General features: G+C 64.0%; 21 protein-coding genes. 15 read left to right on the top strand and 6 right to left on the bottom strand.

The features are described 5' to 3' along the window. The first annotated feature begins 42 nt into the window (after window positions 1-42). The 4 genes from Uis4E_RS10310 (at window position 43) to brnA (ending at window position 1530) form a co-directional block, all read left to right on the top strand. Window positions 43-501, top strand: a complete 459-nt coding sequence (locus Uis4E_RS10310; RefSeq protein WP_101623054.1) for a hypothetical protein — start codon at window positions 43-45, stop codon at window positions 499-501. A gap of 67 nt (window positions 502-568) precedes the next feature. Further along, window positions 569-817 carry a hypothetical protein gene (locus Uis4E_RS10305; protein ID WP_101623053.1) on the top strand — a complete coding sequence of 83 codons (249 nt, stop codon included), beginning with the start codon at window positions 569-571 and terminating at the stop codon, window positions 815-817. A gap of 196 nt (window positions 818-1013) precedes the next feature. Further along, window positions 1014-1289, top strand: a complete 276-nt coding sequence (locus Uis4E_RS10300) for a BrnT family toxin (protein ID WP_101623052.1) — start codon at window positions 1014-1016, stop codon at window positions 1287-1289. Then, window positions 1264-1530 carry a type II toxin-antitoxin system BrnA family antitoxin gene (brnA, locus tag Uis4E_RS10295; protein WP_101623144.1) on the top strand — a complete coding sequence of 89 codons (267 nt, stop codon included), beginning with the start codon at window positions 1264-1266 and terminating at the stop codon, window positions 1528-1530. Before Uis4E_RS10300 ends, brnA begins: the two co-directional genes overlap by 26 nt. 184 nt (window positions 1531-1714) lie before the next feature. Here the strand turns inward: brnA and Uis4E_RS10290 are convergent, their stop codons facing one another. Together Uis4E_RS10290 and Uis4E_RS10285 are read right to left on the bottom strand one after the other, a co-directional pair. After that, window positions 1715-2932: a histidine kinase gene (locus Uis4E_RS10290; protein WP_243394535.1), complete on the bottom strand. Its 1218-nt coding sequence runs from the start codon at window positions 2930-2932 to the stop codon at window positions 1715-1717. Then, window positions 2908-3615, bottom strand: a complete 708-nt coding sequence (locus tag Uis4E_RS10285) for a response regulator (RefSeq protein ID WP_101623051.1) — start codon at window positions 3613-3615, stop codon at window positions 2908-2910. Before Uis4E_RS10285 ends, Uis4E_RS10290 begins: the two co-directional genes overlap by 25 nt. A 404-nt stretch (window positions 3616-4019) precedes the next feature. Between Uis4E_RS10285 and Uis4E_RS10280 the strand changes: the two genes are divergently transcribed. The 5 genes from Uis4E_RS10280 (at window position 4020) to Uis4E_RS10260 (ending at window position 5974) form a co-directional block, all read left to right on the top strand. Beyond that, complete coding sequence (locus tag Uis4E_RS10280) at window positions 4020-4367, top strand: hypothetical protein (RefSeq protein WP_101623050.1); 348 nt, start codon at window positions 4020-4022, stop codon at window positions 4365-4367. Between the two features lie 84 nt (window positions 4368-4451). After that, window positions 4452-4760 (top strand): type II toxin-antitoxin system RelB/DinJ family antitoxin, encoded by a 309-nt coding sequence (locus Uis4E_RS10275; protein WP_101623049.1) that lies wholly within the window; start codon window positions 4452-4454, stop codon window positions 4758-4760. After that, complete coding sequence (locus Uis4E_RS10270; RefSeq protein ID WP_101623048.1) at window positions 4757-5065, top strand: type II toxin-antitoxin system YafQ family toxin; 309 nt, start codon at window positions 4757-4759, stop codon at window positions 5063-5065. The genes Uis4E_RS10275 and Uis4E_RS10270 overlap by 4 nt, the downstream gene beginning before the upstream one ends. Before the next feature lie 84 nt (window positions 5066-5149). Then, window positions 5150-5449 (top strand): DUF2316 family protein, encoded by a 300-nt coding sequence (locus Uis4E_RS10265; protein ID WP_101623047.1) that lies wholly within the window; start codon window positions 5150-5152, stop codon window positions 5447-5449. 33 nt (window positions 5450-5482) lie between these two features. Then, on the top strand, window positions 5483-5974 hold the full coding sequence (locus Uis4E_RS10260) for a GNAT family N-acetyltransferase (RefSeq protein WP_101623046.1): 492 nt from the start codon (window positions 5483-5485) through the stop codon (window positions 5972-5974). 18 nt (window positions 5975-5992) lie between these two features. Here the strand turns inward: Uis4E_RS10260 and Uis4E_RS10255 are convergent, their stop codons facing one another. From Uis4E_RS10255 to Uis4E_RS10245, 3 genes are all read right to left on the bottom strand, one after another. Further along, the gene (locus Uis4E_RS10255) at window positions 5993-7372 is read right to left on the bottom strand and encodes an MFS transporter (protein ID WP_133125454.1); all 1380 of its coding nucleotides are present in this window, start codon (window positions 7370-7372) and stop codon (window positions 5993-5995) included. Between the two features lie 337 nt (window positions 7373-7709). After that, window positions 7710-8075 carry a YccF domain-containing protein gene (locus tag Uis4E_RS10250; protein ID WP_101623045.1) on the bottom strand — a complete coding sequence of 122 codons (366 nt, stop codon included), beginning with the start codon at window positions 8073-8075 and terminating at the stop codon, window positions 7710-7712. Window positions 8076-8213: 138 nt separating this feature from the next. Continuing rightward, the gene (locus Uis4E_RS10245; RefSeq protein WP_101623044.1) at window positions 8214-8912 is read right to left on the bottom strand and encodes an SOS response-associated peptidase; all 699 of its coding nucleotides are present in this window, start codon (window positions 8910-8912) and stop codon (window positions 8214-8216) included. 84 nt (window positions 8913-8996) lie between these two features. Here Uis4E_RS10245 and Uis4E_RS10240 point away from each other — a divergent pair, with 84 nt between their 5' ends. Then, the gene (locus tag Uis4E_RS10240; RefSeq protein WP_101623043.1) at window positions 8997-9758 is read left to right on the top strand and encodes a TetR/AcrR family transcriptional regulator; all 762 of its coding nucleotides are present in this window, start codon (window positions 8997-8999) and stop codon (window positions 9756-9758) included. Between the two features lie 549 nt (window positions 9759-10307). On the opposite strand, the gene Uis4E_RS10235 is transcribed toward Uis4E_RS10240, so the two are convergent. After that, window positions 10308-10724, bottom strand: a complete 417-nt coding sequence (locus Uis4E_RS10235) for a peptide deformylase (protein WP_101623042.1) — start codon at window positions 10722-10724, stop codon at window positions 10308-10310. 186 nt (window positions 10725-10910) lie between these two features. On the opposite strand from Uis4E_RS10235, the gene Uis4E_RS10230 reads away from it, so the two are divergent. From Uis4E_RS10230 to Uis4E_RS10210, 5 genes are all read left to right on the top strand, one after another. Next, window positions 10911-11882: an ABC transporter ATP-binding protein gene (locus Uis4E_RS10230; RefSeq protein ID WP_101623142.1), complete on the top strand. Its 972-nt coding sequence runs from the start codon at window positions 10911-10913 to the stop codon at window positions 11880-11882. Further along, on the top strand, window positions 11879-12721 hold the full coding sequence (locus Uis4E_RS10225; protein WP_101623041.1) for an ABC-2 family transporter permease: 843 nt from the start codon (window positions 11879-11881) through the stop codon (window positions 12719-12721). Before Uis4E_RS10230 ends, Uis4E_RS10225 begins: the two co-directional genes overlap by 4 nt. Next, entirely contained in the window at window positions 12718-13554 is an 837-nt protein-coding gene (locus Uis4E_RS10220) for an ABC-2 family transporter permease (RefSeq protein WP_101623040.1), read from the top strand. Before Uis4E_RS10225 ends, Uis4E_RS10220 begins: the two co-directional genes overlap by 4 nt. 130 nt (window positions 13555-13684) lie before the next feature. Then, entirely contained in the window at window positions 13685-14998 is a 1314-nt protein-coding gene (locus Uis4E_RS10215) for a sensor histidine kinase (protein ID WP_165784957.1), read from the top strand. Next, window positions 14995-15726 (top strand): response regulator transcription factor, encoded by a 732-nt coding sequence (locus tag Uis4E_RS10210; RefSeq protein WP_243394532.1) that lies wholly within the window; start codon window positions 14995-14997, stop codon window positions 15724-15726. The genes Uis4E_RS10215 and Uis4E_RS10210 overlap by 4 nt, the downstream gene beginning before the upstream one ends. Window positions 15727-15783: the final 57 nt, after the last annotated feature.

Here is a 15783-nt window from a genome sequence, read left to right as displayed (position 1 = left end):
GGCATCCGCTCGAACCCGTTGCCGATGAAGGAGCGTGAGGAGATGAACATGAGCGAAACGGGAGCTGGGAAGACACCTCGCAGCAAGAGTTCCGATTATGTTCGCATGCGTTTCTTCGGCGCGGCCTTCACTCTGGCGGTATGCGGCGTCACCGCCATCGTATGCGGTGCCATCCGATACGACTGGCACGACAGGCAATTCCGGATTATCGCGTTGCCTGCTGCTTTGGCATTGCTGGTGGCCGTCGTGTTCACGATACGAGGATCCATGTACCTCAGGAGGGAATCGGCACAGTCGCCGACTGCTGGATATGCGTCCCGAACATCCCATGCGCATGCGCAGATACTGTCGATCATCGGCATCAACCTATGGGGCGTCCTGCTCATCGTCTCCACGGTGTTCCTGATCAGACCATTGCAGTACGTGACCTGGGGAGCGGCCTTGGCCATCCTGCTCTACCTGTTGGCCATGCCTGTCCTCAGACTCCTCTTCCACCGATGACCATGACGGTGATGTAGCTGTTGGTCGCATGTCCGGTTTCGAACAGATAACGGAAAGGATTCGGAATATGCAGAAACATGAGGAAAAAGAGCGTGAGGGGAACGTATACCATCGTTTACCCCTGAAATGGTGGGAGCTTTTGGCATACGTGGCAATCATTGCAGTGGCGCTGGTTCTCAACGCCATGCGATCTCCCGGATGGGTGGTCGTCCCGCTTGTCCTGATGGTCCTATTGGTTCGGATTGTTCGAATACTTCTCGCGAAAAGAAAGAAGGCCCGATCGGATAAGACTGTGGTCGCCCCTGACAATGATTGAAGTCAAGATGGGCAGGGGATAGTGGTTGCCGGCGTCATACTAGCGATGTTCGCCTACAGTTCCGCCAGCAATCCCGTGAGCGGCCGCATCCTGTCGACGATTTCTCCAAGTCTGCTGCCGACCTGTGCATGGAGCATAACACACATCGTTTTGATGTGTATAAGGTGTATTATTGATACCTATAAGGAGGTTTTGCTTGGATTTCGAGTATGACCCGCATAAAAGCGCCGTCAACCTGGCCAAACACGGAATCGACTTCGATGACGCGCAAAGGCTATGGGAAGGCCCTGTACTTAAAGTGCCCACCTACGCGGGTACGGATGAGGAACGCAAACTGAATATCGGGATGATCGACGGCAAGCACTGGTCGGCCATCACCACCGAGCGAAACGGCAGAACGCGAATCATATCCGTTCGACGTTCACGCAGGAACGAGGAGGCAGCATATGACAACGCAATTGAAGGCCGCTGACATCGATCGTAAGTTCGATGACGGCGAGGACGTGATGGAGTATTTCGATATGTCCAAGGCCGTCGTGGAACGTCCTGAAGCGTCGGCGACGCGGAAGATGAATCTCACGGTTCCGAGCTGGATGGTAGAACGTCTCGACAGTGAGGCCGGACATCTGGCGGTGTCCCGGAATGCGCTTGTCAACATGTGGTTGGCTGAGCGTCTTAAACGCGAGGACCGTGAACGCGAACTCGTGCATTAGCCAATAGTCGAGGCGGGCGATTCCATCAATCGTGTGCAGGATGCGCGGAATCGCGCGGAATACGTTGTCTGGAGTGTTCCGCACGGTTTCGATGCGATTGGAACCTTCTTCGACGCCGTTTGCGGAGGGCAAGCGCGAAGTGGATCGCGAATAATCCCGAGGTCCTGCGTGAGCCGTTCGGTGCCTACCGGCGTAAACCGCTGTCCGACTTGTTCGGGATGACGGCGTCCAGCTGCCAATGGCCCGCCTGTGCGTGTGTTTCGAAGGTGCCACCGGTTGTTTCGATGATGGTGCGGTAACGGTCGAGTCCGCTGCCGAGTCCAAGCTTTTCGTCATGTTCGGCGATGGCGTCGCTGACGGAGACGTGGATGCCGTCGTTCAAGTCGAAGCTGATGGAGACCGCGTACCACTCGGCCGCGTCGGCATGCTTGGCGATGTTCGCATACAGTTCCGTCAGCAGGTCCGTGAGCAGTCCCATCATGTCAGAGGAGAACGGGTGACGGAGCCTGCCGAGCAGGTTGTCCCCGGTGAAGCCGAGCGATTCGAGTTTCGCCTCCTCGTCATCGATCAGGGATTGCAGCTCCGCCTGTTGCAGGGCAACGGCATCGTCGGACGAAATCGGCGCCGGCATTCCGTTGCGCTTTTCCGACATTCCCGACTGCGGATACTGCGATTCACGTTCCTCGAGTGATTCGATGACCGCGTGCGTATGGGTCATGGCGCGATTGGCTGCGGCGCGTAGTTCCCGGAGCTGTCGCCGGTACTCGCGCTCGTCGGCGGGCATGCCGCGGGTTTCGGCGTGGTCGATGCGCAGGATGAGGTAGGCGAGGTCGTTGCTGATGGTGTCGTGCAGGCTGCGGGCCGTGTCCTCGCGTTCTCGTTGACGGTTTAGCCGATACGAGTCATGATCACGCTGTCGTATCATGTGCAGTGACAGTCCCGTCAGCAACGGGAAACAGTAGAACGTGAGGTTCTGCATCGTAGCCACCAGCAGACGACCACTGCCGGGTTCGACGCCGAACGTGGTGGATATGAGCAGCATTCCCGTGGCGATGACACCCGACCAGGTATCCAAGTAGGCGAGGAATCCCGTACACGTGATGATGACGGCAAGCGGCGTGATTATCGGCATCGCCAGCATGAGTATCTCGCCGGCCACAAGCGCCGCCCACAGGAACCATTTCGGGCGGAACATGCCGCCGACCAGACCGACGAGCATCACCAGAACCAGTGCCACATCCTGCGGGTTCGCCGTTGTGGAGGCACCCGTCGTAGCCCGAGCCGTGTACTCCGCGATGAGGGACGCCGCCAACAGCATGCATGTCACCGCCATGACCGGATGGTCGATGCGCGGGTGAATCCTTCCTGCGAACAGGTTCACAGCAGATCGTATCGGGCGCATGCCTCCAGCACCTCCTTGCGGCTGGTCACGCCGAGCTTGCCGGCCGCGCGATGCACGTACGTGAATACGCTGCCCTTGGCGATGCCGAGCCGTTGCGCGATCTCGTCGGTGGTGAGCCTCTTCGCATACAGGCGCAGGATGTCCTTCTCCCGTGAGGACAGCGAATCCTTCATGTCCTCGGACATCCTCGCCGGCACCGTGCCGGACAGCATCATGTGGTCCGACGCCGCGTCCTGGAATCCCGCCGCGGACTGGGCGGCGGTCGGCGAGCCGTGGGCCGCCTGCAGTATCGCTTCGGCGATGTCGGCCTTGAGCCGCTCCTTGGCGAGCAATCCCTGCGCGCCGGCACCGATCGCCTCAGACCGGTAGACGTCCACCGAATACGAGGTAACGCAGATGACGCCCACCTCGCCGGTCCGGCGTCGGATGCGCCGGCACACGTCCGCGCCCGTGATGCCGCCCAACGCCATGTCCAATACGAGCACGTCCGGCCGCGTATGCGTGTTATGACAGTGCTCGATCGCCACGGCTGGTGAACCGGTGGCCCACATGACATGGAAATCCTTCGACATGACCGAGATCATCGCGCACATCGCGTCCAACGCGAACGGATCGTTGTCCAATACGCCGATGCGGATCGCGCCCGTCGCGCCTGTCGTGTCCGGCTTGCTCTCAAGTCCCATAACGCTCACTGTACCGCCGCCAGCCTGTGGTTTTCCGGCGCGAAACGTTGGCATCGATGATGTCATGCGGTTGCTTGACGTGACGTTGCGGAGACGATGCGCGGTGGTGTGCAATAGTAATGATCAGTGCAGCCCCGGACCCGAGACTCGAGGAAGAGAGGTGGTCGCCATGAGAAAGCCCACAGGTAATGGGGAGGCGAGGGGAAGCAATGCCAGACGACGGGTTGTCATACTACTGTTCGCATCCATAGCGTTGCAGGCTCTTGCATTCGCGGTTCCGGAAGATGCTATCAGATTGCTCTGTCGTGCCGTTGGCGTGACGTTGCTCGTCATCGCACTGCTCGTCGCTTTGAAGAATGCGGGATCACAGGGCGGTTCGGAAACTCCGGATGCGAGGTGACGCAATGGAATCGATATTCGCCATCATCGACATGCTGCCCGCGTACGGATTGCTGTGCTATCTGCTGGTTTCCATATGCGTCATCGTCGCGTTCCGGGCCATGACGCGGATCGACTGCGAGCGCCGTCGATTGCGTGTGACGGTGGTCGCATTGCTGGGCGGTTCGGCGTTCGTCGCGTTGCTCGCCTATGCGACGTATGCCATCGCGGCGCCGTACGCGCAGCCGGACATGGTCGACTTCTACCGCACCTACCAGCCCGTCGTCCCGCTCTTCCTCATCGGACTGTTCTGCTTGCAGTTCGTATCCGGCGTCGCCGCCGCGACCGGTTGGTGCCGGAGGAAGGGGCAGTGAGGCCAAGGACAGTCGTTCGCTTACCTAATACTCGCCTTTTTGGTATATAATATATGTCATCTGGATGCCATTAAGGAGGCTGTTATGGGTAAGCTGGTTGCCAATGTCGATGATGATGTGAAGGCACGTGCCGCCGCCCTGTATGAGTCCATGGGCATGAGCTTGAGCACGGCCGTGAACATGTTTCTGCGCCAATCACTCGAGGAGGATGGCGTGCCGTTCAGACCGCGTCGCTATACGGGCGTTCGTCTGACTCCCACCGAGAAGACGCGTCGTGCGATGGTCGAGGCCGAAGCCAAAGAACTCGGGCTGCTTCCCGATGACGCCGTGGAATGCCGTACGGAGGAGGAAGTGCGTGAGCATCTACGTAAGCTGAGGGGCCACGCCGCATGAGCTATTCCATCAAGTTCGATTCGCAATTCAACGCCGATTACGAATGGCTGGCCCGTGTCCATCCGGAACTGCTTGACGATTTGGATGACGCCATCCTCATGTTGCGTGAGAACGGCGAACTTCCCGAAGGGTATCGCCCGCACGTATTGGGCAATTCCGGTGGAAACTACAACGGCCATTGGGAATTTCACCTGGCCGGGGACATCGACGTGCTGGTGCTGTATTGGAAGCGTGCCGGCCGTACCGTGATCCGCATGGTGCGTATCGGCACGCATGCCGACCTGTTCCAAGGCGAAGTCTTGTAGCCGTCTGACGTCGGAACACCGTCACGCCGTGGACGGAAGTATCATCGGAAGCGGATAATCCGATGACGGCGAGGGGAGCGCGATATGTCTTTGACCACTGCGCAGCGTGAGGCGACCATCCGCGAGTTCCGGGAGAACATGGCCCTGCTCGGACTGACCGTCGACAGGATCGGCGCCGACTTCGGGGTCGACGGGCAGACCGTCCAACGTATCATCGACCTCGAATCCGGGGTGCTGGAATACCCGTGGATCGTGCGCCGCTACCTGCTCGACAAGGCCGCGGCCTCCGGCATCCGCCCGGTGCCGTTCACGGCACTGCGCGGCGACCCGCACGACTACTGGTTCCTCGACGATCGGATCATCGACGCGAACCGGATCGACTGACACGAGCGAACCGACGAGACGAAGGGGAACACGATGGCGATCCGCATAGCGCCGATCGAACCGCGATGGTTCGAGGAGAAGGCGCAGGTGCAGTCCCGCACATGGCGCGAACTCAACCAAGGGCATATCCCGCAGGACATCGTGGACGCCATCACCCCGCAATTCGCGTTGAAACTCACCCAAGCCCATGCCAAAGACCCCGGCCAAATCACACTGGTGGCGTTCGCGGACGGTCATGTGATCGGGTTCGCGGAACTGCTGCACACGCCGCGGCCGCCGATCGAACGTCCGGACGCGGCGGAACTGGCTTCGCTGTACGTGCTGGAGTCCTGGCATCGGCATGGCGTCGGGCGCATGCTGGTCGAAGCCGGCAGACAGGCCGTCGGCAACGACCGTCTCGCGCTATGGGTGTTCAGGTTCAACGACAACGCGCGTGGCTTCTACCGGCATATCGGCTTCCACGAGACCGGACTGACCCAGACCGAGGATCTGGGCCCCGAACTCGAGATGGCCAACTACCGGTAGAAGCGGCGGATCCTCCGGCTACAACTCGACCTGCTCCCATCGCGACGGCACCGGGATGCGCCGCGTCGGGGTGAGGCAGGCGAGCAGCAGACCGGTCGCGGCGCACAGGACGACGAGCAGCATGACCGCGCGGAACCCGAATCCCGGCGTCTGCAGCAGCCAGCCGACCAACGCGGGCGCCAACGCGCCCGGCACGCCGACCGTCGTCTCGAACACGGTGGACACCCTGCCCTGCATGTCATCCGGCGTGCGTCCGAAGATGAAGCCGAGCTCGCCCGCGTTCAACGCCGGGAACAGCACCGACGCGACGGCCATGCACGTGACGGCCGCCGCATACGAGTCGGTGAACACGAGCGGCAGCATCGCGGCCGTGAACACGGCGAACGTGAGGATGATGAGCCGTCCGGTCGGCACATGCTCGACCAGCCATCCGGCGGCGAACGAGCCGAGCAGCGCGGCGACGCCGGTGGCGGTGCCGACGAGCCCGATGAGCGCCGCGTCCGTGCCGCGCTCCGCCAGCATGATCTGCACGCCGACAATGCTCCCATAGCAGGCGACGTTCATGACCGCGCCCTGCGCGATCGCCGCGAGCACGGTCCTGCGGGTCAATGTCCAACGCCATCCTTCGACGAACTGGGAGAGGAACGACGGCGACGGCAGGTCTTTCGTCTCTCCCGTCGGTGAGGACGGGGCGTCGGCATCGTGTCCCTTGCGTTCCGGCAACATCAGCGCGGTGACGGCTGCTGTGAGGTACAGCAGCGCGGAGGCGAGGAACGGCAGCCAGCCGGCGATCCGGTACAACAGTCCGCCGATCGCGCCGCCGGACAGTTCGACGCATGATTCGCGCGCCTCGCGGATGGCCTGCGCCTTCGCGAACCGGTCCATCGGCACCAGGGATTTGAGCATCGCGTCGTTCGACGGTCCGAGCAGACCGTTCATCACCGCGAACAGGACGACCGTCATGGCGAACGTCAGCGTACCCATCGTCCCGGCGGCGAGCATGACCGTCACGACGGCGGACAAGCCGGTGCCGGTCAGACCGAGCAGGATCATCAGCCGTCGCCGGTCGTGACGGTCGGCGAGCGCCCCTCCGACGGACATGAGCATCAGCCCGATCGCAGATTCGACGGTGACGAGCAGTCCGGCGACGAACGGCGATCCGGACAGGGCGAGGCCGAGCAACGGTATGGCGAACGTGCGCAGGCTGACGGCGACCACGTCGGCGGTGTCGGCGATGAACCAGCGTCGGTATGCGGGAAGTCGCCAGAGCGGACGGCGGTGTTGCGGCGTTTCGGGCGCGGGCATGGCTGCAGTGGTCGCGGCGACGGAGTCGGTACGGGACTTGGTGGGGGAGGGGGATTGCGTGGGAATGGGGTTTCGGTGGTCGTCGGCGTTCATGATGGGTCTCGTTTCATGGATTCGCCATGACCGGCGCGCGGGCCGTCACCCGTCGCCGTCGACGGATGATTGATGGGCTGGGTGATGGATGCGGCGCACCGTTCATGGACGGCGTTCGGAATGTTCGCATGAGGATGCGTCGCGGCCGCATGACCGCCGGCCGCGACGTCGTGATGTGGGAAGGCGGGGTGGAGACCCCGGCTCTCAGCTGTATGCGAAGGATTCCAGAACGACGTACATGCGAGGCTCCCTTGGCTCTACTGGTGTTCCGACTTTCCACCCATGATAGTCGACGGACATGCCGCGCCCCGCCGAGCGAGGCGGGGCGAACGGATGGTCACAGGTCCTGGATCTGCGCGCCGAACGGCCAGAGGGCGAGCTTGGCCATCTTGAACGATTGGATGCCGAACGGGATGCCGATGATGGTCACGCAGTTGGCGAGCCCGGCGGCGACGTAGCCGAGCGCCATCCAGATTCCGGCGAGCACCACCCAGATGATGTTCGCGAGCGTGGAGCCGAATCCGCCGCCGTAGCGCACGGTCTTGCCGAACGGGGTGAGCGTGAGCCCGGCCATCTTGAACGCCTGCACGCCCAATGGGATGCCGACGATCGTGATGCACAGCGCCAGGCCGATCACCGCCCATCCGAACGCGATGGCGAGCCCGCCGAGCACCAGCCACAGGATATTGCCGATCAGCCGCATGTTCTCCTCATTTTCTGACGTATGGATCATCGGCGTATGGATTTCATATGCCGTAGTCGTCCCATTCTCCCATCCCGCGGCGGAGCTTTCCATCGGGGAATCCCCTGATTCCTCCCTGAGTGTCCCTCCGTCCGACGTTCAGAACAGCCGGATCGGTTCGACGTGTTCGACCGGCATGATGAGACGCCGGCCGTCGCCGTCCGACGGCAATGGCGCGACCTCATGGAACCGCAGCCGGCGCGACAGTTCCGTGCCCCGCTCCCGCAGGGGTCCGGTCAGGCGCGCGCCGTCGATCGTACGGTCCAGCCATGCCGCGGTCATATCGTCCGGCACGAGCAGCGGCATGCGGTCGTGCACCTCCGCCGGTCCGTCCACGGCCGGGCAGGTGACGATCGTGGCGGTCAGCTGCCACGGCGAGGAGTCGGAGGCGCGCCACCACGAGTACAGTCCGGCCATCGCCAACGGCTTGTCGCCGTCCGCGTGGAAGTAGAACGGGTGTTTGCCTTTCCACTCGTAGTAGCCGCTGGCGGGGATGAGGCAGCGCATGGACCGCGTCGATTCGGCGAACGTGGGTTTGGCATGGATGGATTCGACGCGCGCGTTGTACGTGGGGTAGGGGAGCGTCTTGCTCCGGCTCCAGCGGGGGACGAGCGTCCAGTATGCGCCGGTCAGGTACCGGCGTGCGTCGCGTCCCTGCGCGACGACGCCGATGGTCCGCGTGGGCGCGATGTTGTAGGAGGGGCGCGGCAGCCGGTCGCGGCGTATGCCGTCGTCGCCGACGTCGAGCCACCGGGCGACCGCATCCCAATCCAGATCGAGCGCGAACCTTCTGCACATGCGGTTCAGTCTACGCGCGTCCGTCCGCTCGCGGGTACCATGGTGATGTCCGATGGGAGATGCGCGGGACGCGAGGAGGAAGCCATGTCCGTTGACGCGAGGAAGAACGACGGCGCGGCGACGCGTCGGCGGACCGCCGTCGAGCCGTCGGAGGAGCCGACCCTGTTCGACGTGGGGGACGGGCCGGATCGGACGAGCCGCCGCGGCGTCTCGGTGAAGGCGACCGTGGCGCGCGCCCGCTGGCAGCGGCGCAAGAAGATCGCCACGCGCAGGACGATCCGCGAGACCGCGTTGCGCCTGTTCGACGAATACGGCTACGACAAGGTCACCACGCAGCGCATCGCCGACGAGGCGGGCATGTCCGCGATCACCCTGTTCCGGTATTTCCCCGCCAAGGAGGATCTCGTCCTGGGATTCCCGACGGACGGCGAGCTGTTCGCCGACCTGCGCCGTGAGATCAAGGATCGGAAGGATGGTTCTCCGATTGGATTCGTCCGCCGCATGGCGCCGCAGGTGCTCGGCGGACTCGAACCGTCGCAGCTGGAGGAGCTGGCGCACCGTCTGCGCATCGTGCGCTCCGATGAGGGATTACGTGTGGCGTTGTACGCGCGCATACCGCAGTGGACGGATGCCGTAGCGACGCTGTGGGGGAGCGGCGACACCGCCGCCGAAGGAGATGCGCGCGTCGGGTTCCCCGTGAACCTGTCTATCTCGCTCATCATCGATTGCATCATCGAGTCCCTGCTGGAATGGTCGCGGCGATGCGACGGAGGGATCGGCGACGCGGATGTCGTCGACGTGCTCGTCGATGTCGTCTCCGAGGCGATGGAGACGCTGTCCCGCTGACCCGCCTTCGTGGTTTGCGGCCATTCGATCCGAATGGCCGTCGGCAAACGCATGTTTCCGCGTCGAATATTCAAATGATAGCGACTTCATTATGAATGGAAACGGCGGAAATCAGCCCGTTTTCGGTTGGTGTTGAAGTGCTTGTCGAAGGCTGTTTTTCTTTCATATGAAAGAGGCGTACATATGAAAGAAAAACACCTTGTCATTCATAAGAAATGAACTTTCATATGAATCTGCGAAGTGGAGAAGAACCATGCTGTTTCAAGCGCGTGGACGCTCGGTGGGGCGCTTCGTCGCGTCCCACCCGGTGCGTCGGCCTCTTTACTCGGCTTATCCTCTTCGCTGCCTGGAATGAGGAAGGCGGGTCGCTTTCCGGCCGCATTCGTCATGCGATGCCGGGAGGACGACCCGCCTTTACGGTGTCCGCCGTCGTTCCCGTCCCGTCACGGGACAGGGGATTCCACGGGCGGCGTCACTTCGCGAACGGCTCGGACGCCTTGTCGAGTGCGGCGATCTCGTCGGCAGTGTCGATGAAGTTTCCTCATGCCGTCAGATGAGGATGCCGTCGCAGTGGTCGATCTCATGCTGGATGATCTCGGCGGTGAACCCGTCGACCGTCGCGGTCGCCTCGCGCCAGCGTCGCGTACGGTACGTGACGGTGATGCGCTCGTAGCGGACCGCCGGCCGCACGCCCTTGAGGGACAGGCATCCCTCTTCGGTCTCGTAGAGGCCGGATTTCTCGACGATGACCGGGTTGAACATCGTCATGTTCCGTCCGGTCTCCTCGTCGTGGAACACGATGATCCGTTTGGCGACGCCGATCATGTTCGCGGCCATGCCGACGCACGAGTCCGCGTGCGCGGCCAACGTGTCCATGAGGTCGGCCGCCACCGGCAGGTCGTCCTCCGTCGCCTCGTCGGACGGCCGACGCAGGAACGCCTCGGAGGTCATGATCGCCCGTTCCATGATGTTTCCTTTCTCCGGTCATGGTGAACGCTCCGATTGTAGCGTTGTTGTCACCCTCGGGTGACAACAACGGGCTTCGCGGGGTGACAATCGTCCGATACGGCGCCTCGGCGCATCGTCCCGATGGTTTTCTGGTCTCCGAGGCCGCCGATCCCGGTGGCTGGACGGCAAGGGAAGGAGATGATGATGGGTGTTGCGCGAACCATTGCGCAACCGTCGAATCCGACGGACGCGGCGGTGCTGACGCGCGGTCTGGTGAAACGATACGGCGGTTTCCGCGCGGTGGACGGGTTGGACCTGAATGTGCCCGCGCACGGCGTGTACGGTCTGCTGGGCCCGAACGGGGCGGGCAAGTCCACGACGATGAAGCTCCTGCTGGGGCTGACCTCGCCCACGGGCGGCGACATGTGGATGTTGGGTGAGAAGGTCGATGGGCGGCACCGGTCGCAGCCGGGACGCGTGGGTTCGCTGATCGAAGGACCGAGCTTCTACCCGGGGTTGAGCGGTCTCGACAACTGCCGTATGGTGGCCGACTATCTGAACCTGCCGCGTTCGGCCGCTCCCGCGGTTCTGAGACAGGTGGGCCTGTCGGGCCACGAGGGCAGGAAGGCGAAGGAGTACTCGCTGGGCATGAAGCAGCGGCTAGGCATCGCCATGGCGTTGATCTCGCGGCCCGAACTGCTCCTGTTGGACGAGCCGACGAACGGATTGGACGCCCAGGCCGTGGTGGAAGTCCGCGAGATGATCATGGCGTTGAGTCGTGAACAGGGCATCACGGTGATCGTCAGCTCGCACATCCTTTCTGAGATCGAGAAGATGGCACCGGTCGTGGGCGTCATCGCCTCGGGCCGACTGCTCTATCAGGGGTCGCTCGACGCGCTGCGTGAGGAGGGGCGCATCGACCTGCGCGTCTCCGACCCGCAGCTCGCTGCGACGATGCTCGCCGCGGACGGCGTCGCCTGCCGGTGGGTGCCCGACCCGGACGATGCCGGGGCCGCAGGCCGGGGCGTACTGCGTATAGCCGAGCTGCCCGATGAACGGATCGCCGGCCTGGTCGGTCGATTGGTCGGACAAGGCGTAGACGTGTATCGGGTCGCGTCGGAACGCAAGACGTTGGAACAGGCGTTCCTCGAACTGATCGACGGAGGCGCACGATGAATATCACGACCGCGCCGATCGCCACATCGCCACGCCCCATGCGGCGTTCCCGGGCGAAAGGAGACGACCCGTTCACGCTGACCCGTCTGGAATTGCTGAAGCTGTGTGGCTCATCGTTCTCATGGATGTGGCTGGGCATGATGCTGCTGGTATCGGCGTGGTCGGGCATGGTGTTCATGAAACGCGCCGGCAATCCGGATCCCGCTTTGCGGTCGGTCATATTGGCCGACGGCGAGATCTACCGGATCGTGAGCCTGTTGGCCCCGATCCTGTCCGCTCTTCTGACCAGCCGCATCGCCGTGCTCGAGACCACGGAGCGCATGGATGTGAAATGGCTGTCGTTCGGCCAGCCCGACGCGGCGCGGTTCGTCGGCAAGCTCATCGTCGCCGGGAGCGCCGTCGGTCTGTGCTTTCTGATCCCGTTGCTGTGGGTGCCGTTGGCCGCGAAGGATCTCGGTTTCACGGTGACCGGTTCGTTCATCGCACTGCTGTGGATACCGGCGTCGGTCGGCTTCCTGTCCGCGATGGCCACGAGCGCGGTCCAGCTGATGCTCTCGATGGTGGTCGGACGTCAGGCCGTCGGCTTGGGAATCGGCGTGGTCGCCGGCGTTCTCGGCTCCGGTCTGGACGCGATGAACCAGCCCGCATTGGGCTGGTTGTTACCGGCCGGTCTGAGTTCGGCCTCCAGCCCGTTCACCAGGTCCGTGCGCATGGACGGCGGCGCGGCCATGCTGCTCGCCGCGCATCCGTGGGAGTCGGTCATCGCCGCGGCCGCGGCGTTCGTCGGCTGGACGCTGGTCTCGGTGATGGTGATCAAGGTGAAGGAGGCAAGACGATGATGCGCGCAGACGCGACCGATACGATGACGGGTCCAACCAATCCGGACCATGCCGCGCCCCGCACGCATGCGGCGGCACGGCGAGACAACCCGTCCATGTGGGCGGCGTTCCGATGGGAGACGCGCAAGGCCGGCAACCTATGGTATTGGATCACGACCGTCCTGTTCGACGCAATCGGCATGTTCAACGGGTGGAGCCAGTACGTCGACTACCAGGCGGAATTCGCCGAACAGGACGTGACCTGGGCGGCGATCTGGGGTCAGGCGATCCTTCTGCCGAGCATGGTGTTCATGCCGATGCTGGTATCCGCGTTCGCCGCGCAGATCGAAGCCGACGAGCACGGGGGACGCAACTGGCGGCGCCTCAACGCCACCGGCACCGCGGGCACGGCCGTCGCCGGCAAGATGCTGCACGGTCTCATGGTCTCGTTCCTCACCGTCCTCGTGTTCGAGGTCGAGTTCATCCTCGTCGGATATCTCGCCGCGGGCTTCGACCCGCCGGGTCTCGGCCCGTTCCTCATGCGCGGGATCCCATTGACCATGTCGGTGTGGGCGATCATGACCCTGACGCAGACGGTGGGCGTGAAGGCGGAATCGTTCGCCGGAGCGATGAGCGTGATGATGGTCCTGACCATCGGCGGCTGCGCGCTGAGCATCGCCGCACCCGCCATCGCGGTGCCGTATCCGCTCGCCCTGATCACCAGCGCCTCCGCCGTCCGCGACCTCACTGACATCGCCGCCCCGGGGTCGATGCTCGTCTCGACGGTCGTCGCCGCCATCTGGGTCGCGATCGGCGGCCTGATCCTCCGCCGGCTCGCCGAACGGGCCATCTGAATCCATGCGCCGCATGAACGGACATAGGATCCGCTCTCCCCGGAAGAGGACGGGCGCGCCGGCGGGCCACGGCCGCGATACGCTTGCCTGTGGAATCGGAAACGACGGCTTCGCACGGAAGGGAACCATCATGACGAACACGCCGTTGGCGTCCGCGGGACCTGTCGCCGCAGCGTTCGGCCGCCTGGCCGTATTCTGGAGGGCGAATCCGGTGGCGCGCATGACGGTGCCGGCGTTATGCCTCGCCTATGACGTGATGATGCTCACCCGTGTCGTGTTCGTCGGCCCGGAAGCCGATCCGCATGCCGGCCTGCTCCTGCGCCAACCATGGGGACCGCCCCTGCTGATCGTGTTGTGCATGGCGTCGACCGGCGCGCTGCTGGCCCGTCCGCGCCATCCGTTCGTCGCCGCATGCGTGACGTGCGTCGCGTATCTGTGCGCCGCGCCGTTCGACGTGCAGACCTATACGGCGATGCCCATCCTGTTCGCCCTGTACTCGTGCGTGGTCCTCTGCCCCGTACCGTATCTGGTCGGAGGCGTCGCCGCGAACGCGACGGCGCTCGTCCTGGGCTGGCTGCTGCCGTTCCGGTTCCCGTGGGAGCCGTGGACGACGTTCCTGATGCCGATGGCGTTTCTCGAAGCCATGACCGTCGCGCTCGCGGCATGGTCGCGTGGCCGGAGACGGCGGCGCGAGGCCGCGGCGATGATCGAACGGGAACGGATACGGGCCGTCGAGGCCGCCGCGCAACGCGACGCGATGGAGGCGCGGGCGCGCATGTCCGCGGAACTGCACGACAGCGTCGGCCATGACCTGACCGCGATCATCGCGCTCGCCGAAGGGCTGAAGGCCGTCAACACGGACGGGACGATGGATGAGGCGATCGGCATGATCGCGACGCTCGGCCATCAGGCGTTGGACGAGACGAGGAAGGTCGCCCGATCGCTCAACCCGGTGCGGTCCGCGGGCGGGGGAGCCGTGTCGGGTGATGCGGTCGCCGACGATTCCGGTCGCGGGCTGCACGGTTGGGGCGACCCCGTACGGCTGTTGGAGACCGTGCGGGCGGCCGGCGTCGACGCCGTGCTCACGGAGACGGGCATACGTCCGCACGATGCGGTGCAGGCGGACCTGTGCTTCACGGTCAGCCGCGAGGCGGTGACGAACGCGATGCGGCACGGCAGGGAGGTCACCTCGATTGTCGTGTCATGGGATCATCACGCCGACGGCTCGATGACCGTCACGGTACGTGACGACGGAAAAACGACGCACGGCGACGGACATGACGTGTCGCCGCGGTCGCACGACGGGACGGGGCTGACGGTATTGCGCGAGCGCGTCGCCCGTGCGGGCGGCACGTTCGTCGCCGGGCCTTCGGCCGACGGCGACGGATGGACCGTCACGGCGCGACTGTCCGCCATGACCGACGGCGAGGAAAGGGAACGATGATAAGCGACGACAAGCCCATCAAGGTGATGCTCGTGGATGACCAGACGGCCATGCGACTCGGCTTCTCGATGATGATCGGCGTCGACCGGACGTTGAAGGTCGTCGCGCAGGCCGGTGACGGCCGCGCCGCGTTGGACGTGTTGCACGCGATGCATGATGAGGATCTGCCCGACGTGGTGCTCATGGACGTGCGCATGCCCGTCATGGACGGCATCGACGCCACGCGACGCATCCGCGCCCGCCATCCGCGGATCCGCGTGCTCATCCTCACCACCTACGACGAGGACTCCTACGCGTACAGCGGGCTCAACGCGGGCGCATCCGGATTCCTGTTGAAGGACGTGACCGCCGAACAATTGCGGCACGCCGTCCACGCCGTATACGAGGGCGACGCGATCCTCACGCCGCGCATCACACGCGAGGTGATCGCGCACGGCGTGCCGCGCGCCGCATCCGCTCCGGCCGGAGAGACGGCCGCGCCCGCCGCCCACGCCGACGCGACGGGATCGGCGGGACGTGGATTGTTCGACCGGCTCACGCCACGCGAACTGGATGTCGCCGCACTCGTCGCCGAAGGATTGACGAACGCGGAGATCGGCGAACGGCTCACCATACAGGCGGATTCCGTCAAACGCACGGTGACGCGCATCCTCGCCAAGCTCGGCATGCGCGACCGCGTGCAGATCGTCGTCGCCTGGTACAAGACCGGCATGGGACGCACGGCGTGACCACGGCTATCATGTTCGCAGAGTCCCGATGGTGTCCCACAGATCCGAAAGGCTGGT

The organism is Bifidobacterium parmae, from assembly GCF_002860365.1.
Taxonomy (GTDB): Bacteria; Actinomycetota; Actinomycetes; order Actinomycetales; family Bifidobacteriaceae; genus Bifidobacterium; species Bifidobacterium parmae.
This window is presented reverse-complemented; position numbering and strand designations above follow the sequence as displayed.